General features: G+C 64.0%; 24 protein-coding genes. 8 read left to right on the plus strand and 16 right to left on the minus strand.

The window, feature by feature from the left end; genetic code table 11:
• Window positions 1-20 precede the first annotated feature (20 nt).
• Entirely contained in the window at window positions 21-920 is a 900-nt protein-coding gene (locus ABIB78_RS11535) for a LysR family transcriptional regulator (protein ID WP_429024359.1), read from the plus strand.
• A gap of 80 nt (window positions 921-1,000) precedes the next feature.
• Here ABIB78_RS11535 and ABIB78_RS11540 read toward each other — a convergent pair whose 3' ends face one another.
• Window positions 1,001-2,599 carry a DHA2 family efflux MFS transporter permease subunit gene (locus ABIB78_RS11540; RefSeq protein WP_429024360.1) on the minus strand — a complete coding sequence of 533 codons (1,599 nt, stop codon included), beginning with the start codon at window positions 2,597-2,599 and terminating at the stop codon, window positions 1,001-1,003.
• Window positions 2,599-3,897, minus strand: a complete 1,299-nt coding sequence (locus ABIB78_RS11545) for an HlyD family secretion protein (RefSeq protein WP_429024361.1) — start codon at window positions 3,895-3,897, stop codon at window positions 2,599-2,601. Before ABIB78_RS11545 ends, ABIB78_RS11540 begins: the two co-directional genes overlap by 1 nt.
• Before the next feature lie 205 nt (window positions 3,898-4,102).
• Here ABIB78_RS11545 and ABIB78_RS11550 point away from each other — a divergent pair, with 205 nt between their 5' ends.
• Window positions 4,103-4,831: a TetR/AcrR family transcriptional regulator gene (locus ABIB78_RS11550; RefSeq protein WP_429024362.1), complete on the plus strand. Its 729-nt coding sequence runs from the start codon at window positions 4,103-4,105 to the stop codon at window positions 4,829-4,831.
• Between the two features lie 5 nt (window positions 4,832-4,836).
• On the opposite strand, the gene ABIB78_RS11555 is transcribed toward ABIB78_RS11550, so the two are convergent.
• Entirely contained in the window at window positions 4,837-5,553 is a 717-nt protein-coding gene (locus tag ABIB78_RS11555; protein WP_429024363.1) for a dihydrofolate reductase family protein, read from the minus strand.
• 125 nt (window positions 5,554-5,678) lie between these two features.
• Entirely contained in the window at window positions 5,679-6,653 is a 975-nt protein-coding gene (locus tag ABIB78_RS11560) for a magnesium transporter CorA family protein (RefSeq protein WP_429024364.1), read from the minus strand.
• Between the two features lie 185 nt (window positions 6,654-6,838).
• Here ABIB78_RS11560 and ABIB78_RS11565 point away from each other — a divergent pair, with 185 nt between their 5' ends.
• Window positions 6,839-7,141: a hypothetical protein gene (locus tag ABIB78_RS11565; RefSeq protein WP_429024365.1), complete on the plus strand. Its 303-nt coding sequence runs from the start codon at window positions 6,839-6,841 to the stop codon at window positions 7,139-7,141.
• Here ABIB78_RS11565 and ABIB78_RS11570 read toward each other — a convergent pair whose 3' ends face one another.
• The 7 genes from ABIB78_RS11570 to ABIB78_RS11600 all read right to left on the minus strand — a co-directional run bounded on the left by ABIB78_RS11570 (window position 7,142) and on the right by ABIB78_RS11600 (window position 13,208).
• The gene (locus ABIB78_RS11570; protein ID WP_429024366.1) at window positions 7,142-7,957 is read right to left on the minus strand and encodes a hypothetical protein; all 816 of its coding nucleotides are present in this window, start codon (window positions 7,955-7,957) and stop codon (window positions 7,142-7,144) included.
• Window positions 7,958-7,980: 23 nt separating this feature from the next.
• Window positions 7,981-8,982, minus strand: a complete 1,002-nt coding sequence (locus ABIB78_RS11575; protein WP_429024367.1) for a YncE family protein — start codon at window positions 8,980-8,982, stop codon at window positions 7,981-7,983.
• Window positions 8,983-9,336: 354 nt separating this feature from the next.
• A complete protein-coding gene (locus ABIB78_RS11580) occupies window positions 9,337-10,281 on the minus strand; it encodes a DUF1259 domain-containing protein (RefSeq protein WP_429024368.1) in 945 nt (314 codons plus the stop codon).
• 46 nt (window positions 10,282-10,327) lie between these two features.
• Window positions 10,328-10,645, minus strand: a complete 318-nt coding sequence (locus ABIB78_RS11585; RefSeq protein ID WP_429024369.1) for a hypothetical protein — start codon at window positions 10,643-10,645, stop codon at window positions 10,328-10,330.
• 64 nt (window positions 10,646-10,709) lie between these two features.
• On the minus strand, window positions 10,710-10,943 hold the full coding sequence (locus tag ABIB78_RS11590; RefSeq protein ID WP_429024370.1) for a hypothetical protein: 234 nt from the start codon (window positions 10,941-10,943) through the stop codon (window positions 10,710-10,712).
• 58 nt (window positions 10,944-11,001) lie between these two features.
• Window positions 11,002-12,393, minus strand: coding sequence for a chromate efflux transporter (chrA, locus tag ABIB78_RS11595; RefSeq protein WP_429024371.1), 1,392 nt, complete (start codon window positions 12,391-12,393; stop codon window positions 11,002-11,004).
• On the minus strand, window positions 12,390-13,208 hold the full coding sequence (locus tag ABIB78_RS11600) for a chromate resistance protein ChrB domain-containing protein (RefSeq protein ID WP_429024372.1): 819 nt from the start codon (window positions 13,206-13,208) through the stop codon (window positions 12,390-12,392). Before ABIB78_RS11600 ends, chrA begins: the two co-directional genes overlap by 4 nt.
• A gap of 464 nt (window positions 13,209-13,672) precedes the next feature.
• On the opposite strand from ABIB78_RS11600, the gene ABIB78_RS11605 reads away from it, so the two are divergent.
• The 4 genes from ABIB78_RS11605 (at window position 13,673) to ABIB78_RS11620 (ending at window position 16,839) form a co-directional block, all read left to right on the plus strand.
• Window positions 13,673-13,927, plus strand: coding sequence for a hypothetical protein (locus ABIB78_RS11605; protein WP_429024373.1), 255 nt, complete (start codon window positions 13,673-13,675; stop codon window positions 13,925-13,927).
• Between the two features lie 303 nt (window positions 13,928-14,230).
• Window positions 14,231-14,509, plus strand: coding sequence for a metal/formaldehyde-sensitive transcriptional repressor (locus ABIB78_RS11610; RefSeq protein ID WP_016847064.1), 279 nt, complete (start codon window positions 14,231-14,233; stop codon window positions 14,507-14,509).
• Window positions 14,510-14,514: 5 nt separating this feature from the next.
• Window positions 14,515-15,597, plus strand: coding sequence for a nickel/cobalt efflux transporter (locus ABIB78_RS11615; RefSeq protein WP_429024374.1), 1,083 nt, complete (start codon window positions 14,515-14,517; stop codon window positions 15,595-15,597).
• Window positions 15,598-15,765: 168 nt separating this feature from the next.
• Entirely contained in the window at window positions 15,766-16,839 is a 1,074-nt protein-coding gene (locus ABIB78_RS11620; RefSeq protein ID WP_429024375.1) for a Cj0069 family protein, read from the plus strand.
• A 160-nt stretch (window positions 16,840-16,999) separates the two neighbouring features.
• On the opposite strand, the gene maiA is transcribed toward ABIB78_RS11620, so the two are convergent.
• From maiA to metF, 3 genes are all read right to left on the minus strand, one after another.
• Window positions 17,000-17,659 carry a maleylacetoacetate isomerase gene (gene maiA / locus ABIB78_RS11625; protein ID WP_429024376.1) on the minus strand — a complete coding sequence of 220 codons (660 nt, stop codon included), beginning with the start codon at window positions 17,657-17,659 and terminating at the stop codon, window positions 17,000-17,002.
• Window positions 17,660-17,773: 114 nt separating this feature from the next.
• Window positions 17,774-21,628, minus strand: coding sequence for a methionine synthase (gene metH / locus ABIB78_RS11630; RefSeq protein WP_429024377.1), 3,855 nt, complete (start codon window positions 21,626-21,628; stop codon window positions 17,774-17,776).
• A gap of 3 nt (window positions 21,629-21,631) precedes the next feature.
• Window positions 21,632-22,546, minus strand: a complete 915-nt coding sequence (metF, locus tag ABIB78_RS11635; protein WP_429024378.1) for a methylenetetrahydrofolate reductase [NAD(P)H] — start codon at window positions 22,544-22,546, stop codon at window positions 21,632-21,634.
• Window positions 22,547-22,934: 388 nt separating this feature from the next.
• Between metF and ABIB78_RS11640 the strand changes: the two genes are divergently transcribed.
• Complete coding sequence (locus ABIB78_RS11640; protein ID WP_429024379.1) at window positions 22,935-23,954, plus strand: LLM class flavin-dependent oxidoreductase; 1,020 nt, start codon at window positions 22,935-22,937, stop codon at window positions 23,952-23,954.
• Between the two features lie 86 nt (window positions 23,955-24,040).
• Here ABIB78_RS11640 and ABIB78_RS11645 read toward each other — a convergent pair whose 3' ends face one another.
• Complete coding sequence (locus ABIB78_RS11645; protein ID WP_429024380.1) at window positions 24,041-24,901, minus strand: prephenate dehydratase; 861 nt, start codon at window positions 24,899-24,901, stop codon at window positions 24,041-24,043.
• Between the two features lie 21 nt (window positions 24,902-24,922).
• Window positions 24,923-25,663: a 3-deoxy-manno-octulosonate cytidylyltransferase gene (locus tag ABIB78_RS11650; protein WP_429024381.1), complete on the minus strand. Its 741-nt coding sequence runs from the start codon at window positions 25,661-25,663 to the stop codon at window positions 24,923-24,925.
• Between the last annotated feature and the right edge of the window lie 11 nt (window positions 25,664-25,674).

The following is a 25,674-nucleotide window of genomic DNA, read 5'->3' on the forward strand; positions in this document are numbered from 1 at the left end:
ATATTGTGCATGATGACGGCATGCGGATGCGCAATCTCGATCTCAACCTCCTGCTGGTGTTCGACGCCGTCATGCGCGAGCGCAGTGTGGTGCGCGCGGCCGGCGCGCTTGCCATCAGCCAGCCTGCCGTGAGCCATGCGCTGAACCGGCTGCGTCATGCGCTGAAAGACAAGCTGTTCGTCCGTACGCCGTCCGGCATGCTGCCGACGCCGCGGGCGGAAGCGCTGGCGCTGCCGGTCCGCAAGGCGCTCAACGAGTTGCAACTCGCGGTCGAGGGGGATCGCTTCGATCCGGTGCAGGCGGAACGGCGCTTCACCATTGCCGTCAACAATTATGCCGCGGTGGTTGCGGCCGGCTCGATCATCGCGGCGGTGCGCGCGCAGGCGCCCAGGGTGCGGCTGACGCTGCTGCCGAGCGGGACGTTGAATCTCCCCGACAGGATCGATCGCGGCGAACTCGATCTCGCGATCTCCGCCCGAGCGCTGGAGGGCGAGCGCTTCGCCTCCGGCCGGTTGATCGAGGACCGCTTTGTCGCGGTGCTGAGGACCGGTCATCCGGCCTTGCGCAAGAAGCTGACCGGCGAGACGCTGGTCGAACTGCCGCACCTTGCGATCACCTCCAGCGGCGAAAATCTGGATTTCATCGACGCCTGGCTGCGGGCGCGCAAGGCGAGCCGTACCATTGCGTCCGATGTCCCGTATCTGTCCGCCGGCGCGGTCCTGGTGCAGTCGAATATGGTCGCGATCCTGGGGCGCAAGCTCGCGCTCGAATTCCGCCGCGCCTATCCGATCGAGATGCGGGAGCTGCCGTTCGATGCATCGAAGCTGCAGAGCGTCATGAGCTGGCACCGCCGCTTTGACGATCTGCCGGCACATCGCTGGCTGAGAGACACGATCGTTGCCGCCACGCGCGGCATTTGATCGGCAACGAGACGATCCCGAGTCAATACGCCCGCGCCGATCCGTGGCGCGGGCGTATCGCAGTTGACCTCCGCATCCCGTCAATGACCGACAGGTGCGGGTCCGCCAAGCTTGACCTTGCGCAAGGTCAGCGCCAGCGGGATCGCCGACAGCGAGATCAGCATCAAGACCCAGAACGCATCCATGTAGGACAGGAAGGAGGCCTGGGTCTGCACCTGCTGTCCGATCCACTGGATCGCCTGTTGATGCGCCTGCGCCAGTGAATTGCCCTGGGCGACGAAGAAGTCGGTGATCTGGTGCAGCGTGTCCTGATATTGCGGGCTTGATGGCGTCAGCTGCTCGACCAACCGGCTCTGATGAAATTGCTGGCGATGCGTCAGCACGTTGGAGACGATCGAGACCCCGATCGAGCCGCCGGTGTTGCGCGCCGCGTTGATCAGCGCGGAGGCCTGGTCGGTCCTGTCAGGCGGAATGCCATCATAGGACGCCGCCATGATCGGCACAAAGATCAAGGGCAGGCCGACGCCGATCAGCATGCGCGAGCGCGCCATGAACCAGAAGCCGAGATCGCCATACACGTTGGTCATGCTGTACATCGAGGCGGCAATCACCAGCGCGCCGGCGACGATCAGGTATTTGGGCTGCACCTTGGCGGCGAGGCGGCCGACCACGAACATCATCAGCATGGTGACCACGCCGCCGGGCGAGAGCACGAGGCCGGCCCAGGTCGCGGTGTAGCCGAAATCCTGCTGCACCAGCTGCGGCAGGAATTGGGTGGTCGCGAGCAAGATCGCGCCGGTCGCAAGCATCACCAGGAAGCAGGCGCCGAATTGCCGCGTCGCCACCATGCGCAGGTCGATCATGGGATTGCGGCGGGTCATCTCCCACGGGATCATCAGCACAAATGCCGCACCGCAGATCACCGCAAAGGTGACGATGAAGGGCGAGGCGAACCAGTCGTCTTCCAGGCCGCGGTCAAGCATCACCTCGAGCGCGCCGAGGAAGGTCGCCACCAGCGCGAAGCCGATGAAGTCGAACCCGTTGGGCTGCTGCGGCTCGCTCTTGGCTTGCGTGGTCGCAGGCTCCTTCAGCACCGCGGCGATCAAGGCGGTCGCAAACGCGCCGACCGGGGCGTTGATCAGGAAGCACCAGTGCCAGGAGAGATTGTCGGACAGCCAGCCGCCGAGCGTCGGCCCGACCACCGGCGCCACCACCACGGCGATGCCGAACACCGCAAAGGCCTGGCCGCGCTTGGCCGGCGGGAATGCGTCCGCGAGGATCGACTGTGCGACCGGGACCATGCCACCGCCGCCGAGACCCTGCAGGATTCGAAACAGCAGCAGCGCGTTCAGATTAGGGGCGAAGCCGCACAGGATCGAGCTGACGGTGAAGATGCCGAGGCAGATCAGGAAGAACCGCTTGCGCCCCAGCATTCTGGCGAGAAAGCTGGAGGCGGTCAGGATAATGGCGTTGGACACCAGATAGCTGGTGACCACCCAGGAGGCCTCATCCTCGCTCACCCCCATGCCACCGGCGATATAGGGCAGTGCCACGTTGGCGATGGTGGTGTCGAGCACCTCCATGAAGCTTGCGAGCGCAACCACGATGGCGATCAGCCAGGGATTGACGGTGATGCTCGGAGCCGGGATACCTTTGGCGTCGGTCGCTGCCGCACTCATCACAGCCTCCCGAGATCCAGCTTTCCAACACTCAGCTTCTCAAGGCGCTCGAGCAGCGAGGGTGCGGCATTGATCCGCACCGTCGGCACCACGGACATGCCCGGTCCGAGCGCGACGTCGGCCGGCGGGTTGTCCATCACGATCTTCACCGGCACGCGCTGCACGATCTTGACGTAGTTGCCGGTGGCGTTCTGCGCCGGCAACAGAGAGAACGCGGTGCCGGAGCCGGGCTGCACGCTCTCGACATGGCCCTGGATCGTGCGGCCGGGATAGGCGTCGATCTTCAGCGTCACCTCCTCGCCCGGCCGCATCCGGTCGAGCTGGATCTCCTTGAAGTTCGCGGTGACCCAGATCTGGTCAGGCACGAACATCGTCAGATTGGTGCCGGCTTGCGCGAACTGGCCGACCGCGGCCGACAGGTTGACGACGCGGCCCGGTTGGGCGGCGGTGACCGTTGTGTAGGACAGATTGAGTTGCGCCTGGTCGCGCTGCGCCTCGGCCTGGGCGAGGTTCGCGACCGCGCTCTTGCGCTGCGCCTTCAGCGACTCGATCTGGCGCTGCGCGAGGTTCAGCGTCGCCTGCGCGCTCAGGAGAGACGCCTGCTGCTGATGCAGTTGCGAGGTGTACTGCTCGGAATTCTGCACCGTGCCGTAGCCGGTTTGCTCCAGATGCTGGTAGCGCGTCGCTTGCTGCTGGGCGAACGTCAGCGCCGCCTGCGCCTGATCCACCTGGGCCTGGTTGGCGGCAATCTGCGCCTGCTGCACGTCGAGCTGTGCATCGACGTTCTCGATGCTGGCGCGCGCCGCCGCGACCTGCGCCTCGGCCTGCGCCAGCGCGACGCGATAGTCGCGGTCGTCGAGACGGGCGATCACGTCGCCGGTGGAGACATGCTGGTTGTCGGTGACCGGAACCGCGGTGATGTAGCCGGAGATCTTGGGTGCCAGCGCGGACTGCCGCGCCGCGATGAAGGCGTCGTCGGTGGATTCGAAGTGCTCCGCGTAGTCCATATAGAGGTAGCCGCCACCGATCGCGGCGGCGAGCAGCACGGCGCCGATCGCGGAGACGACCGGACGGCGGCGCAGGAAGCCGTGCCTTTGTGCCTTGCCGGCGACCTCCGGCGGGACGAGTTGCGGCGGGGCGGGCTCCTTGCCGACGGGACGCTCCGGCGCAGGACCCTTTGCGGTGACCTCAGGTTTGTCGGACTTGATGGTGGGCTCATGGGAGGCCGGATCTGCGGGCGAGTCCTCGATGCGCTCGTGCCCTGGCTGGTCGCGCTCCAAAACAGTGTCTTCGAACATTGATAGCTGCTCCTGCAGTTGAGCGAGGTCTGCATGGCCGTCGCAAAAGGGAACGATACCGTTCCGTTCTGTGCGGCAAATAGTCCCGGCTGCGCGCCGCGTCAATAGGAACGGAACTGTATCGTTCTATTTACAACTAGATGTGATAGGGCTATATTGCCTGATGTTGCCGGCCCGACCGGCCCATGGAACCCGGGTCAAGGCGATGACCACTAGTACCCTGAAGACGCCGCGGGCGCCCAGGACCAAGCCTGCGACCAGGCCGGTCGAGGTGCGCGCCGGCCGGCCGCCGAAGGAATTGGCCGGTGAGGTCGATGCGCGCATTCTCGATGCGGCGCGCAGGATCTTCCTGCAGCGCGGGTTCGAGGGTGCGAGCATCGACGAGATCGCCGAAGTAGCGCGCTCCGGCAAGCGCACGATCTATGCGCGCTTCCGCGACAAGCGGGCGCTGTTCACCGAGGTGGTGACGCGGGACATCCTGTCACGGATCGCGGAGTTCAAGGCGGACGCGCCGGTGGGCGCGACGGTGGAGGAGCGCCTCACCAGCGTTGCTTCGACCCTGCTGCATTGGGGTTTTGACGCCGACCGGATCGGCCTGATGCGGCTCGCCATCGCGGAGGCGCACCGCTTCCCGGATCTCGCCGCCACCGTCAACCGCAGGGCGCGTGCGCTCAGCACCGAGCTCGGGATTCACCTGCTGCGCGACCTGACGCAATCCGACGAGCTCGGCAAGCTGCCGGCCTTTGCACCGGAGCATCTTGCGACCACGGCGCGCCTGTTCCTCGACATCATCGCCGTGCCGATGCTGTTCCGGGCATTGTTCGAGGTCGACCTGAAGGCGCTCGACCCCGAGATCGATGCGCATGTGGCCCGCGGCGTCGCGTTCTTCGTCGCCGCGTGCAGGAGCGGCTGGGTCGAGAGTCCCCAGCCGTAGGCGACTCAATCCGGCGCGCGCTCGACCGCGTGACGCAGCCAGACCATACCGCCTTCCAGGGTCTCGCAATGCGTGAGCCGCAGCGATTGTCCGGCGCCGGGGCGGTCGCCCTCCGGGCCGTGGTAGTCGACGATGCTTTGCGATCCCGCGATGCCGTCGACCGCAGGAAAGATCAATGTGCTGAATTCGTCGATCAGCCCATGCTTGAGGAAGGCGCCGTTGATTCCGCCGCCGCCTTCGAGCAGCAGCGTCCTGGCGCCGAACAGCGACGCAAGCTGTGCCATCGCACCCGCCAGATCGTCGCCCTTCGCGCCGGCAAAGATATAGGATGCGTCGTCCTCGCGCAGTTCGGCGAGATGGCTATCGGAGACCTGTTCGCCGAGCACTGCGACGGCGTGATCGCCGCCGACATTGTCCTTGCCGAAATGCACGCGGCCCGACGGATCGATGCCGACAGCGAGCTTGCGGCCGTTACGGTTGCCGAGATGCGCCTCGCGCGGCAGCCTCGGCGCATTGGCGATATGCCGCTCCGATCCCTTCGCCATCTCGTTCATGGTCACCCGGCCGATAATCCATCCATCAGCATCAAAGGCGTCATGGATCCTTTCATAGTGGGAGCGCAGCACGTCGGCCGGGATGCCGGCGGCGGCCTTGGTGAAGCGGCTGGGATGAAGCCGGCCGTCGATCGACGTGCCCATGTGGCAGATGATGTGGGGTCGCATAGGCTGAACTCTTCGGTGGGGGAATGACAGCGCCGCAGGGCGGGTGGAGCAGGTCCTGATTTAGAGAGCCGCAGGCAAGCTCTCAACGCCGATCACGCGGCGGTGTTTCAACTTCGCCTGTCCACCTAATCGAACCAGCCGTGCCGCTTGAACCAGAGCACCGGCAGGATGCCGCTGGCGATGATCGCGGCCCAGGCCAAAGGATACCCAAACGTCCAGCCGAGCTCCGGCATCACCTTGAAATTCATGCCCCAGACCCCGACCAGGATGGTCGGGGGAACGCCGACGACCGATACGATGGTCAGGATCTTGAACAGGTCGTTCTGCTGAATGTTGATGAAGCCGAGCACGGCGTCGAGCAGCAGCTGGATCTTGTCCGACAGCCGGGTCTCGTAATCGCCGAGCGAGGCGACATCCTTGGACACCGCCTCGAGCCGCCGCTTCGATGCCGACGTGATCCATTCATTTCCGACATCGTCGGCGAAGCTCGCGACCCGGCCGACGCCGAGCAGGACGTCGCGCGCTTTCGCCAGGCGATCGGCCAGCTCGCCGACATTCTCGAGCGCTTCACGAAGCCTGCGGCTGGAACGCACCGGACGCTTGCTCCGCACCAGGCCGCCCTTGAAGACGCTCCGCGACAGCTGGTCGGTCTTGGCGCCAAGGTGCTCCAGCACGTCGGCGCCGCGATCGACCATGGCCTCGAGCAGTGCGGTGAACACGCACGTGCCGTTCTGCAGGCTCTTGTCGGTGTCGATCCGCTTCATGACGTCGTCGAACGTGGTCAGCTGCGCAAACCGCACCGTCACCAGCACCTTTGGGCCGATCACGAAGCCGATATTGGTGATCTCGGCTTCGTTGTTGTCGTCGAGCCGCACCGCCGGCGAGCTCAGATAGAGCCGGTCATGATCGGTGATCAGCCGGCTGGACGCCTCGATCTCGCCCAGAGATCGTTCAGTGGGGACGCGGATGTCGAGCACACGCTCGACGAACCGCTTTTCGTCTTCGGCGGGATCGAGCAGATCGATCCAGATGATGTCGGACGGCAATTCGGCGCCGATGCTCCGCCAATCAGAGGTCGTCGACCTGTACAGCTTCAGCACCTATTGGACTCCATGCATGGGGGCTTGCGGCCCAGGACAACGCCAGACGACAAGCGCGGCGCGGGAATGCTGTTCCATGCGACTTCTTGGTTCCAACAGCTTTGCGGATACAGAAGCAGGCTTGTTTTCCGAACAAAGGTCCTAACCAAGAGTTGGCACTTAGTTCGAGAGCGAAGGAGGAACCTATGAGAAGCTTTGTCTCTCCGTCATTATTGTTGACTATCTCGGTACTGGTTCTCGCGTTCGCGACAGACGGAATCGTGAGCGCCGCGCAGGCGCAATCCGCTCCCATCGAACAGGCACAAACGCCGCAGCAAGCCGACCAGGCCCGTGGACGGGATCGCAGCCGCGCAGAAGACGTGAAGATCGGGCGCGATTGGAAGGCTCAGGGAGGTGAGGACAATAAACCCGGCCGCGCCGAAGTGAACAAGGATCACGAAACTGTCGGCCAGGACTGGCGCGCGCACCCCGCCAATCCGGATCACTAGCTATCGAGGCAAAATTTGCGAGGCCTGGTGTTGCGTAGCGTGATCTTCGAAAAGAGAAAGCGGAAATCCGAAGGTTACGCCCGCGCGAATTTCGTTGACCGGGTGCCCGCCCGTGAGTGCGTGACGAACCGCAACATCGAAGCTGATATCGTCGCTCACGCGGTAAATCAGCCCTACCAGGCCCGAGAACGTCTCCTGCTTTCCGAACTCGTTTTCGTAGAAAATCTCGGCGACCGGGCGAACGGTCCATTTTGACGGTCCTTCGACGATGGCGCTGAGGAAGAGATCGCCATGATGGTCTCGCGTGAGAGCAGTCTCCGCGTTGAGGTGAATCGTACCCCAATCCCAGCGCTGTGAGACGATGCCAGCCAGGCTCGCACCGACACCGGAATTGCCAGTGCTATCCGGAACAAGGACGCCAAATTCGGTTGCGATGCTTGGGCCGGTTTTGTCCTGCAGGCTGCCGGGTACAAGCACATGCTTCAGAAACGCTCCCGCTGCCGTCAGGCTCGTAGGGCCTGGCGGCGAAAGCGGCGTCTGCCCTTGACCTTCGAGCACGGCCTCCCAATCGTCAGTCAGGCCGTAGTTGATGACAGTGGCTGGCGCGACAAGACTTGTTCCGCTCGCGTCGTGCAAACGTCCAGCTGGTTGCAATTCGATCTCCATTTCGCCCTTTTTTGCGACGGCGGCATCGGTGCCGTCGAAGGGACGATAAGCTTGCGCGGGGTCAATCCACGTGAGCAGATTTGCCGCGATTGCTGGGATCATAACGAGCAGCTGTGGCGGATTTCGCAAACGTCGGCATTTTGCACGCATGTGCACCTCCCGACAATCGATCCTCAAGGCGTCGGCTTGAACACCCAGATGGCCGCAGGCCTGGCGAGGCCAGCCCGGACGGCCACCAGTAGACGATCCAATTCCGGCACGTAGAACGAGGTGCGCGCGCCTGCTGACGTCGGGACGCGCGCCAAGTGGCGATAATCCGTTCCGGCTGCCTCGAACACGTCGATGAAGCCCGCTCCACAACTGACGTACGCTCGCGCACGCTTGGGGTCGACAAAGATGTCGTCGACGTCGCCGCACGTTTCAGCCTTCCAGAGAGATTTTCCGTCCGCCATGGAAAAAATGGCTAGCTCGGGCGGGTTGCGGAACGCGACGAGCACTCGACCTCGGTCGTGATCCAGTGCCATCGCAAAATTGCCGCTCTTGTCCATCGGCCAACTCGCAATAGCGTTTCCCGATCTCTCGTCAACGATCGCCACCGCATGAGCATCAGGCAGGTTGACAAAGATTCGACCCGTGTTCGCGTCGATCTGGAAACTTTCCGGATGCGCTTTCAGCGCCACATTCTGGGTTCTGTTGCGGCTTGAAGGATCGACCATTGCCAGTCCACCTTCCCCATAGCCGATGACGACGCGGCCGGCCACTGCATCAACCCGGACGTTGTCGGCATCACTGCCAAGGTCGATTGTCCCCGTTGCCTTGTAAGCGTTTCCGTCGAACAGCTTGACCGAACCATCGCGGGCATTGGCAACATAGAGCGTGTCGGTCGACGGCTCGTAGCCGACGCCCTGCGGCTCATTGAGACCGGTGATTGTGCGAATCAGGCTGCGACTGGCGAGATCAACAACGCCTAAACTATCGTTACCAAGCTCGGCAACGAACAGGCGTTGCCGCTTCAAGTCGATCGCCATGTGATCGATGCGGCCCCGCACGTCGCCAAGCAAGATCTTGGCTTCGAGTTGCAGGGGACGATTCTCGGCCGATTGCGCGAGAGCCGCGGTGTCGGCCAGGATCAGGAGGCTCGTCAATACCGCTGCTATCCGAAGCTGACGTGGCATGTCCGTCTCCTTTCCGGTCGACTCGCCATATTGCCGCGCGCTACGAGATATTCCGAACAGTCGAGAATTGTTTCCCCGCGCCCCCGATGCCGACGGCGAGTGCCGCGATCAGGCGCTTCATGCGTAGATCGCTCAATTGGCGCTCCCTACTTTTTGCAGGATTTAACGCACATCTGGTATTCGGTCCTGCACGCTGGTCCCGCATAGTTCTTCATGCAGGCAACTCGTTGCTCGGCACACACCTTGCAATTTGGCTGCTCCGCATGTAGCGCAACGTAGGAGCCACAGAGCCCAATCAGCGCAACAAGTACAATTGCGAAGATTCGCGTCATCTTGTGCCCCGTTCCTTGCACGTCAGCTTTTTGTGCTCGCAGTCTTATCAAGCGCGGCGCGCAAACCCTTGGCCAGCTTGATGGCATCGTCATTGGCCCAGAAATGCATGAAGAACAGCCGCGGCTGCTCGTCCAGCATGTGGCTGTGGAGAGCGGTGACGTCGATGCCGTGCGTTCGCAGCGCCATGATCACCGGGTTAACCTCGTCATTGGTGAGCACGAAATCGCCGGTAATGGCTGCCTTGCCGCCGCCGGTCGGCTGGAAATTGATGCCGATGGCGACGCCCATCGGGCCGACCGGGCTCAACGCCATTCCCGCTTCGGTGATCGGATCGCGCCGGGGCACGTTGAACTGATAGACACCGCCATTGGCCTGGCCCTTGACGCCGATGATCTGGTCAAGCTGGGCGGTATCGAGATCGATTGCCGGCGGCGGCGTTGTCGACGCTGCGGCCTTGAGTGGGGTCTTGCTTTCGGCAAGCCCATCCCGGATCGCGGTGGCGATCTTGACCGGGTCGCCGTGCCCGGCGACGTGCATGTAGAAGGTGGCCGGGCTCGCGCCGAGCAGATGGTTGTGCACTGCCGTGATCTGCAGACCATTTCCGATCATCTTGAGCATGACCGGGTTGATCTCGGATTCAAGCAGCACCAGGTCGCCCATCGCCATGACGCCGTCGTGCATGGGCTTGAAGGCCACCCATCCGCCGAGCGCCAGCGCCGGCTTGATGGTGACGCCGTCAAGCGTCACCGTGAGATCGCTCCGCGGAAAGCCGTAGCGGTGTACGTCGCCTGACACGGCCGCCTTTCTGCCCAGCGTGTCATCGACCTTTTGCCAGTCGACGCTCTGCGCATGAGCCGACGAGACGAACGGCTCGGTGAACACCTGCCAGTCGATCCTTTGCGCGCGTCCGCCGGTCGCGAAGAGGCAGGCGCCGATGCCGATCAGCGCCGAAATCGTGTTTCGCATTGGATTGCTCCCTTGTAGCTGATTTGGATACGTCAGAACCTTGGCTCTATTCCTTCGTGAGCCCGACGATGGTTCGGAATCCCGAGATGTTCTGCACCGAGATTTCAACGGGATCGCCGAAGCGGACGGCATTGAATATCAAGCCGTCCTGAACCTTGAACGGTTCGGTCCCGCCCGGGGACAGGCGTATCAGAAGCGTGTCGCTGCCTTCATCGACGCTGTCGACGACGCCGCGCAGCGTCTCGGTCGCCGGCGCATGGACGATCGCCGCCTGCACTGCGACAGCCGTTTCCTGCTCCTCAACGAGGCCGGTTGGTGCCGCGAGACTTGCGCCTGGCCACAATATGGCCATCCACAGCGCCACGGTTGCTCTCATCATGATTGTCACTCCATTGCTTCGGTTTGGCCGCCTGGCGGGAAACGGGGCCTCAGTCCCGCTCCTTGACTTGACCGCTGCTGTCGATCACGAGTCTCACAGGCTTGCCGTTCTTCATGGCCTTTGCCGTGATGCCTTCGGCCGTCGACTTGACGTCGCTGATGCCAGCGTAGCCGGCGGCCTGAAGTTTCGCGACAAGCTCGTCCTGCGTCAGGGCATAAGCGGGCATCGCGCTGCCCGCGATTGCGAACGCAAGCATCAGGTGAGAGAGACGTCGTTTCTGCATGGTTGTTCTCCTGGTCGTGTTGTGCTGCCCCAGGTTCTCGTGACGCGCGCCGCTCCGCTCAGATGATGCCCGCCAGGCGCAGCAGCACGCCCGTGATGCAGGACGCGGCGAGGACGCCGAGCATCCCCGCATGGAAGCGGAAGATCGCGGTAGCCGCGGCTATGGACAGCGCAAGCGCCGGCCAATCGATGCTGGCCGGCACCGGTGCGTCGAACGACAGGCCAAACCCGTGCACCGGGAAGGTTTGCCGGAACAGCGTGTGCAGCGCGAACCAGATCGACAGATTGAGAATCACGCCGACCACGGCGGCCGTGATCGCCGACAGCGCGCCGGCGAGCGCCTTGTTGCCCCGCAGCGCTTCGATGTAGGGCGCGCCGACGAAGATCCACAGGAAGCACGGCGTGAAGGTCACCCACGTCGCGAGCAGCCCGCCAAGCGCGGCAGCGAGCATCGGCGGCAGGCCACTGGCCTCGCGGAACGCAGCCATGAAGCCCACGAACTGAACCACCATGATGAGCGGTCCGGGCGTGGTCTCGGCCATGCCGAGCCCGTCCAGCATCTCGCGCGGACTGACCCAGTGATAGTACTCCGCAGCCTGCTGCGCCACATAGGCGAGCACGGCGTAGGCCCCGCCGAACGTCACCATCGCCATCTTGCTGAAGAAGATCGCAATCTGGCTGAACACGTCGTTGCTGCCGAGGGTGACAAGAAGTCCAAACACCGGAATCAGCCAAAGCGCGAGCCAGAGGGCGCCGACCCGCAAGGTGCGCGATGCGTTGGGACGGATGTGATCCGGAACCCCGTCGCCGAGCATGCTGTCGATCGCGGCGGAGTTCTTCCCGCCATGCTCGATGGCCGCAAATTCCGGCCGGCCCAGGCGCGCGCCGACGAAACCGACGATTGCGGCGGCTCCGATGATCAGCGGAAACGGCACGGCGAAGAAGAAGATCGCGACAAAGGCAATGGCCGCGAGCGCGATCATCACCCGGTTGCGCAGCGCACGCTTGCCGACCCGCACCACAGCCTGGATGACGATGGCCAGCACCGCAGCCTTCAGGCCGAAGAACAGCGCCTCGAAAAATCCGACATTGCCATAGGAAGCGTAGATGTAGCTGAGGCCCATGATGGCGAAGATGCCGGGCAGGATGAACAGCCCACCCGCCACGATGCCCCCGAGCGTCCGATGCAGCAGCCAGCCGATATAGGTCGCCAGCTGCTGCGCTTCCGGCCCCGGCAGCAGCATGCAGTAGTTGAGGGCGTGGAGGAAACGCCCCTCCGATATCCAGTTCTTCTCCTCGACCAGAATGCGGTGCATCACCGCGATCTGGCCGGCCGGTCCGCCAAAGCTCAGGATTGCGACGCGCATCCAGACGAGCAGCGCCTCGTTGAACGAGATGCCGTGCGCGTGCTCCAGTCCGCGCGCCTTTGCTGTCGTTGCGACATCGGTCATGGCTTCACCTTGCTGGTGGGCCAGTTGTGCGTCTCCTTGGTCGCATCGCGGCACCATCGATAGAAGGCATCGTAGAGTAGAAGCCCGGCGCTCAACTGTTCGAGGTCATCGTCGAACATGCGCGACAGGCCGAGCGAGGCGGCGAGCAGACCGGGCGCCTCCGGCGAAAGCTCGAGCCGCGCGGTATCGGCGGCCCGCACCATTGTCGCGAGTCGCTCCAGCGCCGGCGTCGAGAGGCCAAATTCCTCGACCATCACGTCGAAGGTGCAGAGCTCGCCGCGATGGCTCCAGAATATGTTCTCGATGTCGAACGCCGTGGCATCGAACCGTTCGGCGACGGCCTCGACTTCCGCGGGGGTGACGAACAGGAAGACGGCCGCGGGATCGACAAAGCGGCGGATCAGCCATGGACAGGCGATACGGTCGATCTTCGGCCGTGATCGCGTCACCCAGACGGTGCGGCCGCGCCCGTCACGTTTCGGGATTCTGTCGGCGGGAACAGTCGGAAGCTCCGCTTCCCTCCAACCGAGGTGCCCACCTTCGAGAACTTCGGCTGCAATGTTGCCGCAGCGGAGCCAGGCAGCAGTGCCTTCAGCGAGCTTCTGCCCCTTTTGGCAGATCACGACCACGGACTGGCCGGTGAGGCGGGAAGCCCAGTCCTGAATGTCGAGATGGGAGTGCCTGATAGCGCCCGGGATCAGGCGCGGATCGGCGGCGAAATCCTCATCGAGGCGAACGTCGACGAGGGTCGGCGCCTTGGCCGTGCCGATGAGACGAGACAGTTTTTCGGATGAGATCGAGGTGTATGATGACATGATGCGCCCTTGGTGACAGGACGCGATTCTTGGGCATGTCGCCTCGCGGGGAGATCGCACATCCCCGTAGCCACATCAAAAGCCCTGATCTCGCGGCTGTCAACCGAACTTTGCCAAATCCCGCAGCAATCACCGATCGACAGTCACGAAAACTTCATCGCGCAGCGTGGAACAGGGCTGGCCCCTTCAATCGCCAACCCAAGTTGGCCGAAGCCGATAGGTCGCCTCTCCACGTCGGGGAACTTGCGAATAGGAACATACAATTCGTTCCCGAGTTGCGCGGTGACAGGGATCAACCCAGGTAGACGCCGATACTGAAAACGTGTCGCGTTCCCGCCTGCATCCTACGGGAGCTGTGCCGATCGATGGATAGTCATTGTTGGCATGCAACGCTTGTTGCTCTTGTTGCACTATTCACCACAACAACCGGCGGCGCTCTCGCCCACGATCATCAGCACCCCGAATTGAACGGTTGGTATGAGGGCTTGCACAGCGCCAAGGGCCCCTGCTGCGACGGCACAGAGGCGCAGCACGTCGATGACGTCGATTGGGAAACCAGGAACGGCCATTATCGCGTGCGCATCGATGGAGAGTGGGTCGATGTTCCGAACGAAGCCGTCGTGTCCGGTCCGAACCTGTCCGGCCGATCTATGGTGTGGCCCTACTACATAGATGGTCATCCGAAGGCGCGCTGCTTCATGCCCGGAAGCATGGGCTGATCTTACTGCGTCACGATTGTGCTTTCATCGTCATTGCAAGAAGCTCGCGACAAAATTGCAGAGCAATTTTGCGCTGAAGCGACGAAGCAATCCATCCAACCGCGTTTGCGGGCAGATGGATGGCTTCGCTCGCAACGACGGTGGACTCGTTCACAGCCTCTCAGGATCAGCGGAAAAAAGCGCCTGTGACGCAGTAAAACTAACGCCCGACGCTGACATCTCAATCCCGCCATATCCGGGTGCCGCCCAAGACGGGTCGACAGCACCGTTGACCAATATAGGGTACCCCCCTATATTACGCGCATGTCGCACACGATCAAGCACAAGTCCAAGCTCGTCGGCCGGGTTCGGCGCATCAAGGGTCAGTTGGAGGCCGTCGAGCGCGCGCTGGAGTCCGAGATCGGCTGTGCCGACGTGCTAATGCTGGTGGCCTCGGTTCGCGGTGCCATCAACGGACTGACCGCGGAACTGCTCGAGGATCACATCCGCCATCATGTCGTGGATCCTGCCCGGGAAAAGGATCCCGAGAAAGCGCAGGGCGCGGCGGACTTGATCGACGTGGTTCGTACCTACTTGAAGTGAAAGCTATGACCGATCTGTCTCAACTGCTCCAGCAGAGCAGCGCGCATGCATGGCTGTTCATCCCCAGCGCGATCCTGCTCGGCGCACTGCATGGTCTCGAGCCCGGCCACTCCAAGACGATGATGGCGGCCTTCATCATCGCGATCCGCGGCACGGTGCTGCAGGCGGCGCTGCTCGGTCTGTCGGCCACGATCTCGCATACGGCCATCGTCTGGATCGTCGCGCTGGCGGGGCTTCATTTCGGCCAGCAATGGTCCGGCGAACGCAGTGAAGCCTATCTGCAACTGGTGTCGGCGGCGATCATCGTCGCGGTCGCAGCCTGGATGGCCTGGCGCACCTGGCGCGAGCAGAATTTCGAATACGACCATCACGATCATCGCCATGATCACCATCATCACGACGAAACCCGCCAATTGGCTTTGGCCGGGCATGCGCTGTCGCTCGAGGTCTTCGAGGACGGCGTGCCGCCGCGCTGGCGGTTGCGAAGCGAAGCCGGGGCGCTTCCGGCGGCCGGCGAGGTGGACGTCGTGACGATCCGGCCGGACGGCAGTGAGCAACATTTTCGCTTCGCCGAACGGAGCGGCTATCTGGAAAGCATCGATGAAATCCCCGAGCCGCATGCATTCAAGGCGCGGGTGTCGGTGCGGGCGGAGACGGCAGAAGTCCTGTTCGAGGAGCATGACCACGCACATATGGACCTCGGCGACGCGGACGATGCACATGCGCGCGAGCATGCGGCCGACATCCGCAAGCGTTTTTCCGGACGAGCCGTTACGACGTGGCAAATCATTCTGTTCGGCCTGACCGGCGGGCTCATTCCGTGTCCGGCCGCGATCACCGTGCTTCTGCTCTGTCTCCAGCTCAAGCAGTTCAGGCTCGGCTTCGCGCTGGTGCTCTGCTTCGGCATCGGGCTTGCGATCACCATGGTCTCCGCCGGCGTCGCGGCAGCGCTCAGTCTTCGCCATGTCGAGCGTCATTGGGGCGGCTTCAGCCGCTTCGCCCATCGCGCCCCCTACGTGTCGGCCGCGCTGATCGTGCTCGTCGGTCTCTACACGGGCTGGTTGGGGTGGCACGGGATCACCGCGTGATCCGGGATCATGGCGTGATCCGGGATCATGGCCTGATCGACTTCATCCCACTTCCATCTTGAAACCTGCGCGAGGTTGACTAGAGTCGTTCCCACGGGGATCGGCAGACTCCCCGTGAGACTTCGGTCCAAGCTCTGCGCGACACTCAACCCCGTCGTGGAGCTTCATATGGACACCGAACAGCACACAACTCGCCGTTCCAAAATCGCTATCCTGTGGCGTGGAGATACCGCGTCGCGTCGGGAGGCGACTCCGCAGAACAATCGTTTCGTCCGCGTCTTCGAAGCGCTCGCCGCTTCGGGCATCGAGGCATTTCCCGTCGTCTATGATGAGACATTCGCCGATACCGTCCGCGACCAATTGCTGACAGTGGACGGTATTCTCGTCTGGGTCGATCCGATCCATCAAGGCAAGACGCGGGCGGCTCTCGATCCGCTGCTGCGCGAGGTCGCGACAAAGGGGCCGTGGGTCAGCGCACATCCCGATGTCATCCTCAAGATGGGCGTCAAGGAGGTGCTCTGCCGCACGCGTCATCTGGGCTGGGGCGCCGACACGCATCAATACGCCACCGCCGATGCATTCCGCGCCGAATTCCCGTCGCGCCTCCGCGCCGCCGGTCCGCGCGTCCTCAAGCAGAACCGCGGCAATGGGGGGCAGGGCGTCTGGAAGGTGGAAGCCGTGCCGAATGCAGACGCGACCGTATGCGTGCTCCACGCGTTGCGCGGCAGCCAGCCCGAGGAGCTGCCACTGGAAGTTTTCATGGCGCGTTGCGAGCCCTATTTCGGATGGGGCGGCTGCATCATCGATCAGGTTTTCCAGCCTCGCCTGCCCGAGGGCATGATCCGTTGCTATGTGAGCGGATCGAAGGTCGCGGGCTTCGGGCACCAGCTGATCAAGGCGTTGATCCCGCCGCCTCCGGAAGGCCCGGATTCACCGGAGGCTCAACCCGGCCCTCGCATCATGCACGGCCCCGATGCCCCGCAATTCCAGACGCTGCGAAGCTTGATGGAGGACGAATGGATTCCGCAATTGATGGCGGCGCTGACAATCGATGCAGCGTCGCTGCCCGTGATCTGGGATGCGGATTTCCTCTATGGTCCGCGCGATGCGGCCGGCGCCGACACATATGTGCTCTGCGAGATCAATGCGAGCTCGTGCTTCGCGATCCCCGAGGAGGCGCCGGCGGCGATCGCGCGGACGGTCAGCGATCGCATTCGCCGGAGGGCCGATGCAGGCCGATAGCGCAGAGGAGGCACGCGAAAGCGCCGGACGGCGAGTTGGCCGGCAAACAGCTCGGACAATTCATGTCGCGAGAACGCGAAGCTGCGTCCTCACCCACACCTGTCATCGCCCGCGCATGCGGGTGATGACACCGAGTACGCCGTTTGACATTCGAATCCGACTACTTCGCCCGCATCGCTTCCGGCGTATCCGGTTGCGCAGACGGATGCGCCGTGGCGAACGCCGGCAGCGCCATCGCGGTCTCGTGGATGCGCTTCACGGTCGGCCACGGCGACAGGCTGATCTGCTGGTTGATCGCCGCCGTGACGTGGCCGACCAGGCAGATGTCGGCGAGGGTGGGCGTATCGCCGTGGCAGAACGGGCCTGTGGCCTTGTGGCCGGCGAGATGACCTTCGAGCGCCGCCAGCGTCTCGACCGTCCAGTGCCGCCGCCAGGCGTTCTGCTGGCTGTCGCGCAGATCGAGTTCGCGATCGAGATAGCGGCGCACCCGCGGCGTCAGCAGCGGATGGCCCTCGCAGGCGACGATCAGCGCCAGCCCGCGCACCCGGGCGCGGCCGAGCGTATCTGATGGCAGCAGCGGCGGGGTCGGAAAAGTCTCGTCGAGGTAGTCGATGATCGCGAGCGACTGGAACAGCACCGTGCCGTCGTCGGTCACCAGCGCCGGCAGCGCCATCTGCGGATTGATCTTGCGATAGGCGTCGGCGCGATGCGCGTCCGCATCGATGTCGACGAACACGATGTCGGCCGGAACGCCCTTGAGGTTGAGCGCGATCCGCACCCGAAAGCTTGCCAGCGACCGCCAGAAGGAGAAGAATTGCATCAGGCGAACTCCTCACGTCATGCCCGGGCTCGACCCGGGCATCCATCGACTTGAGAAATGTCCCTGAAGATGGATCGCCGGGTCAAGCCCGGCGATGACACGTCTTGGCGAGGTTTACCCCGCACCCACCTTCTTCTTCCGCCAGGCCAAATGCACCGCGCAGGTGCAGCCTTGCGGATGCGAGGCCAGCTCCGCATCGTTGGCCGGCGTCGCGGCAGGCGCGATCGCCTGGTCCTTGGCGCCGTCCTGCGACGGAATGTAGTTCAGCACCGGCGCGAGCCAGCGCTCGATCTCGGCGACCGTCATGGCTTTGCGCGCGGCATAGTCCTCGACCTGGTCGCGCTCGATCTTGCCGACGCCGAAATAGAAGCTTTCGGGATGCGAGAAATACAGCCCGGAGACCGACGAGCCCGGCCACATCGCAAAGCTCTCCGTCAGCTTCACGCCGGCGGTGTTCTCGGCGTCGAGCAGTGCGAACAGCGTGCGCTTCTCGGTGTGGTCGGGCTGCGCCGGATAGCCGGGCGCGGGGCGGATGCCGTCATATTTCTCGAGGATCAATTCGTCCGCCGACCACGCCTCGTCGGGCGCATAGCCCCAGAACTCCTTGCGCACGCGCTGGTGCATGCGCTCGGCAAAGGCCTCGGCCAGACGATCGGCCAGCGCCTTGCACAGGATCGAGGAGTAGTCGTCATTGGCGTTCTTGAAGCGGTCGGCGACCGCATCCTCGCCGATCCCGGCCGTGACGACGAAGCCGCCGATATAGTCGGGCACTCCCGCTTCCTTCGGCGCGACGAAGTCGGACAGCGCGGCGTTGAAGCGGCCCTCGCGCTTCTCGAGCTGCTGGCGCAGCGTATGGAAGGTCGCGATCTTCTTGGCTCGGCTCTCGTCGGCATAGACTTCGATGTCGTCGCCGACGGCATTCGCCGGCCAGAAGCCGATGGTGGCGCGGGCGGTGAACCACTTCTCCTTGATGATCGTGTCGAGCATCTTGCGCGCGTCGGCATAGAGCGAGCGCGCGACTTCGCCGACCTTGGGATCGTCGAGGATCGCCGGGAAGCGGCCGGTCAATTCCCAGGTCTGGAAGAACGGCGTCCAGTCGATGTAGTCCGCGAGCTCCGCGAGATCGTAGGCGTCGAAGCTCTTCAGCCCGAAGAACGCCGGCTTTTTCGGCGGCACCGCCGCGAAGTCGATCGCGACCTTGTTGGCGCGGGCGACCGCGAGCTTCAGCCGCTTCTTGTCGGCCTGGGCGCGGAAATGCGCGGTCGAGATCTTGGCGTATTCGGCGCGCACCTCGGCGGCATAGGCCTGCTTTTTCTCGGCCGACAGCAGCGAGGAGGCGACGCCGACGGCGCGGCTCGCGTCGTTGACATGCACGACCGGGCCGCCCGGATAGTTCGGGTCGATCTTCACGGCGGTATGCACGCGGCTCGTGGTGGCGCCGCCGATCAGCAGCGGCACGTTCATGCCCTGCCGTTCCAATTCGCCGGCGAGGAAGCTCATCTCGTCGAGCGAGGGCGTGATCAGGCCGGACAGGCCGATGATGTCGGCGCCCTCGGCCTTGGCGGTCTCGATGATCTTGTTGGCGGGCACCATGACGCCGAGGTCGATCACCTCGAAATTGTTGCACTGGAGCACGATGCCGACGATGTTCTTGCCGATATCGTGGACGTCGCCCTTCACGGTCGCGAGCACGATCTTGCCCGCGGCGTTGCGGCCGCCGGTGATGCCGTTGGCGAGGTTGCGCGCCTTCTCCTCCTCCATGAACGGCATCAGATAGGCGACCGCCTGCTTCATCACGCGCGCCGACTTCACGACCTGCGGCAGGAACATCTTGCCGTCGCCGAAGAGGTCGCCGACCACGTTCATGCCGGCCATCAGCGGCCCCTCGATGACGTCGAGCGGACGGGATGCGTTCTGGCGGGCGGCCTCGGTGTCCTGCTCGATGAACTCGGTGATGCCGTGCACCAAGGCGTGGGACAGCCGCTTCTCGACCGGCCATTCGCGCCAGGCGAGATCTTGCTCCCTGGTCTGCTTCTCTTTGCCGCGGAATTTCTCGGCAAGCGCCAGCAGCCGCTCGGACGCGCCCGGATCGCGGTTGAGGATAACGTCCTCGCAGGTCTGGCGCAGCCCGGGGTCGATGTCGTCATAGACGATCATCTGTCCGGCATTGACGATACCCATGTCCATGCCGGCATGGATCGCGTGATACAGGAACACCGAGTGCATCGCCTCGCGCACCGGCTCGTTGCCGCGGAACGAGAACGACAGGTTGGAGACGCCGCCGGAGATGTGGGCGCCGGGCAGGTTCTGGCGGATCCAGCGCGTCGCCTCGATGAAGTCGACGCCGTAATTGTTGTGCTCCTCGAGGCCGGTCGCGATTGCGAAGATGTTCGGATCGAAGATGATGTCCTCGGGCGGGAAGTCGAGCCGGTTGACCAGGATGTCGTAGGCGCGCTTGCAGATCTCGGTCTTGCGCGCGAACGTGTCGGCCTGACCGGTCTCGTCGAATGCCATCACCACCACGGCGGCGCCGTGGCGCTTCGCGATCGTCGCCTCGTGCAGGAATTTCTCCTCGCCCTCTTTCATCGAGATCGAGTTCACGATCGGCTTGCCCTGGATGCATTTCAGGCCGGCCTCGATGACGTGGAATTTCGAGGAGTCGACCATCACGGGCACGCGCGCGATGTCGGGCTCGGCGGCGACGAGGTTGAGGAACGTCACCATCGCCGCCTCGGAGTCGAGGAGGCCCTCGTCCATGTTGACGTCGATGACCTGGGCGCCGTTCTCGACCTGGTCGCGTGCGACCTGAAGTGCCGCGGTGTAGTCGCCAGCCGTGATCAGCTTGCGGAAGCGTGCGGAGCCGGTGACGTTGGTGCGCTCGCCGACGTTCACGAACGGAATGGCGTCGGTCAGCGTGAACGGCTCGAGACCCGAGAGCTTCAGCCGCTGCTCGATTTCAGGCACCACGCGCGGCTTGTGCGGAGCGACGGCCTTGGCGATCGCCGCGATATGGTCGGGCGTGGTACCGCAGCAGCCGCCGACGATGTTGACGAGGCCGGCGGCGGCGAACTCGCCGATCAGCCGCGCCATGTATTCCGGCGTCTCGTCATACTGACCGAATTCATTGGGCAGGCCGGCATTCGGGTATGCACACACAAGCGTGTCGGCGACGCGGCCGATATCGGCGATGTGCGCGCGCAGATCCTCGGCGCCGAGCGCGCAGTTGAAGCCGATCGTGATCGGCTTGGCGTGCCGCACCGAATGCCAGAACGCCTCCGGCAATTGCCCGGAGAGCAGGCGGCCGGACTTGTCGGTGATGGTGCCGGAAATCATCACGGGCACGTCGATGCGGCGCTCCTCGATGATCTCGGCGATCGCATACAGCGCCGCCTTTGCGTTCAGCGTGTCGAAGATGGTCTCGACCAGCAGCAGGTCGGCGCCGCCGTCGAGCAGGCCCTTGGCCTGTTCGCCATAGGCCTTGCGCAGATCGTCGAAGGTCACCGCGCGATAGCCGGGATTGGAGACGTCGGGCGAGATCGAGGCGGTGCGGTTGGTCGGGCCGAGCGCACCGGCGACAAAGCGCTGCTTGCCGTCTTCGGCGCTCACCCGCTCGGCCGCAGTGCGCGCCAGCCGCGCGCCTTGCAGGTTCAGCTCATAGGCGAGGTCCGACATGTCGTAGTCGGCCTGCGCGATCGAGGTCGAGGAGAAGGTGTTGGTCGCGACGATGTCGGCGCCGGCACGCAGGTAAGCGGCGTGGATGTCCGTGATCGCATCAGCTTGGGTGAGGATCAGGAGATCGTTGTTGCCCTTGATGTCGCGATGGAAGTCCGCAAAGCGCGCGCCGCGGAAGGCCGCTTCGTCGAACTGCAGGCCCTGGATCATCGTGCCCATGGCGCCGTCGAGCACCAGGATGCGCTCGCGGGCAGCCGCGAGCAAAGCGTTACGCTTGGGAGAAACGGGAACGGACATGTGTCAGGCAGCTTTCTGGGCACCGTTCGGCCGGATGCCGAGCAGATGGCTGATCGCGAACACGAGGTCCGCGCGGTTCATGGTGTAGAAGTGGAAGGTGTCGACGCCGTGCTTGAACAGCTTCTGCACCTGGCCGGCGGCGACGGTGGCGGCGACCAGCTTGCGGGTCTCGGCGTCGTTGTCGAGGCCGTCGAATTTCTCGGCGAGCCAGTCCGGCACGCTGGTGCCGGCGCGCGTCACGAAATTGCGGGCCTGCTTGAAATTGTGCATCGGCATGATGCCCGGCACGATCGGAATCTCGATGCCGCGCGTCCGCACCTTGTCGACATAGCGGTGGTAGAGGTCGTTGTCGAAGAACACCTGGGTGATCGCGCGCGTCGCGCCGGCGTCGACCTTGGCCTTCAGCGTGTCGATGTCGGCATCGAAATCGGCGGCCTCCGGATGCTTCTCGGGATAGGCGGACACCGAGATCTCGATGTCGGCGTGGCGCTTCTTGATCCCGGCGACGAGCTCGGCCGAGCTCTGGTAGCCGTCGGGATGGGTGAAGTAGGGCGTGCCGATGCCGCCGGGCGGATCGCCGCGCAGCGCCACGATGTGGCGGACGCCGACCTCGTGGTAGCGGTCGACGATGTCGTCGATCTCGCCGCGCGAGGCGCTGACGCAGGTCAAATGCGCGGCCGGCAGCAGATCGGTCTCGCGGAGAATGCGGGTAATGGTGGAGTGGGTGCGCTCGCGGGTCGAGCCTCCTGCGCCGTAGGTGACCGAGACGAAATTCGGCGTCAGCGGCGCCAGGCGATTGATGGTCTCCCAGAGATTGCGTTCCATCTCCTCGGTCTTCGGCGGGAAGAACTCGAACGAGATTTTCGGCGTCTTTGGCGCACGCTGGCCGTTTGGCACGGAGGAAATGGTCTGGGTCATGATACGCAAGGGCTCCGCAACTGGAGGGTAGACGTCCGGCCTGGATATGAAGCCCCTAAGATAGGCGAAACGGGGCGGATCAAACAGCCCATCGGATATGGGAAATGGCCCACTGCCAGCCAATAATTGATAAAAATTGACCGCGGGGCACACCCGATGGGTGATGCTTGGTTCGTCGTAATAGTCCATAATGTATTGATTTGTATATAATAATTGTACGATTATCGGTGGATAGGTATTCAAAACAAATGTGGGCAGAGTGACGTGTCAATGAATCGCCCTGTTTCATCCCAAAACCCGCTGCTGCCTGCACGGGTCTTCCGGTGCGGGACTGGTCTGCGCGGCCGGCGCCTTTGTCACTTCGTGGGGCCACACTAGGTTGACGGCCATGATCCCGCTCTCCGTCCTCGACCTGTCCGTCGTCACCACAGGCACCAAGCCAGCGGCTGCGCTTCGCAACAGCATCGACCTGGCGCGCCATGTCGATGGTCTCGGCTATGTCCGCTACTGGCTCGCCGAGCACCATAACCTCGCCTCCGTCGCGAGCCCGGCGCCGGATCTGATGATCGGGCAGATCGCGGCGGTGACGCAGCATATCCGCGTCGGCTCCGGCGGCGTGATGCTGCCCAACCACGCGCCGCTCGTGGTGGCCGAGCGCTTCAAGATGCTGGAGGCGCTGTTTCCCGGCCGCATCGACCTTGGCCTCGGCCGTGCGCCCGGCACCGACGGCGCGACGGCTTACGCGTTGCGCAGCAGGCTCGATCGCCGCGAGGGCGACGACTTCCTCGAGCGGCTGCATGAGCTGACCTTGTGGGAGACGCGCGATTTCCCGTCCGGCCATCCCTACAACAATGTGGTGGCGATGCCGGACGATTCGCCGCTGCCGCCGATCTGGCTGCTCGGCTCGAGCGACTATTCTGCCGAGCTTGCGGCGCAGGTCGGGATGGGCTTTGCGTTCGCGCACCATTTCGCGACCCATGACGCGATCGCGGCGATGACGAATTATCGCGCGCATTTCAAGCCGTCGGGCTGGCGCGCGACGCCGCAATCGATCCTCGCGGTCGCCGTCGTCGCGGCGGAGACCGATGCGGAAGCCGAGCAGCTTGCGCTGTCGATGGACCTGAACCGGCTGCGCCGCGACCGCGGCCAGTATCTGCCGCTACCAAGCGTGGAGGAGGCCCAGGCCTATCCGTACACCGACGCCGAGCGTGCCTCGATCGCACGCAACCGCGCCCGGCTCTTCGTCGGCAGCCCCGCAACCGTGATGACGAAGTTGCAGCCGCTGATCGCGGCAAGCCAGGCGGATGAGCTGATGATGATCACCGCGGTCTACGACCACGAGGCGCGGAAGAAGTCCTACAGCCTGCTTGCCGAGGCATTCGGACTAGGCAAGAGGCGGGCGGCATAACGTTGTCGTTCCGGGGCACGCGAAGCGTGAACCCGGAACCTCGAGATTCCGGGTTCGATGCTGCGCATCGCCCCGGAATGACGGGATCAATCCTGCGTCTCGCTGAAGGTCGCGCGGAACGGATGACCGGGATAGACGCCGACGATGCGGAATTCGCGCGAGAAGAATTTCAGTTCCTCGAGCGCGAAGGCGAGTCCACGGTCGTCAGGATGACCGTCGACATCGGCATAGAACTGCGTGGCGAAGAAATTGCCGTCGACCATGTAGCTTTCGAGCTTGGTCATGTTGACGCCGTTGGTGGCAAAGCCGCCGAGTGCCTTGTAGAGCGCGGCGGGTAGGTTGCGCACCCGGAACACAAAAGTGGTGACCAGCGGCCCCGAGCCCTGCTCGGCCCATTTGGCCTCACGCGCCAGCACCACGAAGCGGGTGGTGTTGTGGGCCTCGTCCTCGATGTCCTCGGCGAGAATGTCGAGGCCATAGATATCGGCGGCTAGGCGGGAGGCGATCGCCGCCACGCTCTTGTCGCCGCGTTCGGAGATATCGCGGGCGCTGCCGGCGGTGTCGGCGGCGACGATCGGCTTGATGCCGAGCTTGCGGATGACGCGCCGGCACTGGCCGAGCGCATGGACGTGGCTTTCCACGCTCTTGATGTCGGCGAGCTTGGTGCCCTTGACCGCCATCAGCTGGTGGCGGATCGGCAAAAACCATTCACCGACGATGAACAGGCCCGAGGCGGGCAGCAGATGATGGATGTCGGCGACGCGGCCGGCGACCGAATTCTCGATCGGGATCATGCCTAGATCGGCCTCGCCCGAGGCGATCGCGGCCAGCGCGTCCTCGAAGGTCGGGCACGGCATCGGCTCGGCGTCGGGATAGGCCTCGGCGATCGCGATGTGGGAATTGGCGCCGGGCTCGCCCTGGAACGCGATTTTCAGCTTCTTGGTCATGCGTGGCCTTTTACCAGCGGCTCAGGCTTTTGCCAGTATCCGACGGGCGGTTTCGAGGTCGGCCGGGGTGTCGACGCCGCGGGGAACGGTGTCGACGATGGTGATGTCGATCCGCATTCCGGCCTCCAGGGCGCGCAGCTGCTCGAGCTTTTCCTGCTGCTCCAGCGGCGAGGGCGGAAGCCGCACGAACCGCTCCAGCGCGCCGCGGCGGTAGGCGTAGAGGCCGATATGGTGGTAGCGCGGTCCGTCGCCATGGGGCGCCGTGGCGCGGGTGAAATAGAGTGCGCGCAACCGATTCGGGCCGATCGGGGACCCGACCGCCTTGACGACGCTGGGGGCCTGATCCTCCTCCTCGCTATCGATGCGCGAAGCCAGGGTCGAAATGTCGACGGCGGGATCATCGAGCGCCGGCATCACTCTGCGGATGGTCTCGGGCGTAATGGTGGGGAAATCGCCCTGCAGATTGACCACGATCTCGGCACGGCCGCCCGGGTCGAGGGTCGTCATCGCTTCATAGATCCGGTCCGAGCCGGACGGATGGTCGGGGCGGGTCATCACGACCTCGCCGCCTGCAGCCTTCACCGCATCCGCGATCTCCGCCGCGTCGGTGGCGACCGCAACCCGGCCGATTCCGGCCGCCTCGGCCCGCCGGAGCACATGAACGATCATGGGCAAGCCTGCGATCTCGAGCAGCGGTTTTCCGGGCAGTCGGGTGGCGGCCATGCGGGCCGGAATCAGCACCAAGGTTCGGGGATCGGTCATTCGTATCGGGG

Origin of the sequence: Bradyrhizobium sp. I1.14.4, assembly GCF_050435825.1 — a bacterium.
Taxonomy (GTDB): Bacteria; Pseudomonadota; Alphaproteobacteria; order Rhizobiales; family Xanthobacteraceae; genus Bradyrhizobium.

Coding starts and splice junctions, on each gene's coding strand:
- ABIB78_RS11620 (WP_429024375.1), top strand. CDS start 15,766: ATGGACACCGAACAGCACACAACTCGCCGTTCCAAAATCGCTATCCTG.
- ABIB78_RS11565 (WP_429024365.1), top strand. CDS start 6,839: ATGAGAAGCTTTGTCTCTCCGTCATTATTGTTGACTATCTCGGTACTG.
- ABIB78_RS11650 (WP_429024381.1), bottom strand. CDS start 25,663: ATGACCGATCCCCGAACCTTGGTGCTGATTCCGGCCCGCATGGCCGCC.
- metH (WP_429024377.1), bottom strand. CDS start 21,628: ATGTCCGTTCCCGTTTCTCCCAAGCGTAACGCTTTGCTCGCGGCTGCC.
- ABIB78_RS11645 (WP_429024380.1), bottom strand. CDS start 24,901: ATGACCAAGAAGCTGAAAATCGCGTTCCAGGGCGAGCCCGGCGCCAAT.
- ABIB78_RS11640 (WP_429024379.1), top strand. CDS start 22,935: ATGATCCCGCTCTCCGTCCTCGACCTGTCCGTCGTCACCACAGGCACC.
- ABIB78_RS11540 (WP_429024360.1), bottom strand. CDS start 2,599: ATGAGTGCGGCAGCGACCGACGCCAAAGGTATCCCGGCTCCGAGCATC.
- ABIB78_RS11600 (WP_429024372.1), bottom strand. CDS start 13,208: ATGTCATCATACACCTCGATCTCATCCGAAAAACTGTCTCGTCTCATC.
- metF (WP_429024378.1), bottom strand. CDS start 22,546: ATGACCCAGACCATTTCCTCCGTGCCAAACGGCCAGCGTGCGCCAAAG.
- ABIB78_RS11615 (WP_429024374.1), top strand. CDS start 14,515: ATGACCGATCTGTCTCAACTGCTCCAGCAGAGCAGCGCGCATGCATGG.
- ABIB78_RS11580 (WP_429024368.1), bottom strand. CDS start 10,281: ATGCGAAACACGATTTCGGCGCTGATCGGCATCGGCGCCTGCCTCTTC.
- ABIB78_RS11555 (WP_429024363.1), bottom strand. CDS start 5,553: ATGCGACCCCACATCATCTGCCACATGGGCACGTCGATCGACGGCCGG.
- ABIB78_RS11535 (WP_429024359.1), top strand. CDS start 21: ATGCGGATGCGCAATCTCGATCTCAACCTCCTGCTGGTGTTCGACGCC.
- ABIB78_RS11610 (WP_016847064.1), top strand. CDS start 14,231: ATGTCGCACACGATCAAGCACAAGTCCAAGCTCGTCGGCCGGGTTCGG.
- ABIB78_RS11570 (WP_429024366.1), bottom strand. CDS start 7,957: ATGCGTGCAAAATGCCGACGTTTGCGAAATCCGCCACAGCTGCTCGTT.
- maiA (WP_429024376.1), bottom strand. CDS start 17,659: ATGCAATTCTTCTCCTTCTGGCGGTCGCTGGCAAGCTTTCGGGTGCGG.
- ABIB78_RS11590 (WP_429024370.1), bottom strand. CDS start 10,943: ATGCAGAAACGACGTCTCTCTCACCTGATGCTTGCGTTCGCAATCGCG.
- ABIB78_RS11545 (WP_429024361.1), bottom strand. CDS start 3,897: ATGTTCGAAGACACTGTTTTGGAGCGCGACCAGCCAGGGCACGAGCGC.
- ABIB78_RS11575 (WP_429024367.1), bottom strand. CDS start 8,982: ATGCCACGTCAGCTTCGGATAGCAGCGGTATTGACGAGCCTCCTGATC.
- ABIB78_RS11550 (WP_429024362.1), top strand. CDS start 4,103: ATGACCACTAGTACCCTGAAGACGCCGCGGGCGCCCAGGACCAAGCCT.
- chrA (WP_429024371.1), bottom strand. CDS start 12,393: ATGACCGATGTCGCAACGACAGCAAAGGCGCGCGGACTGGAGCACGCG.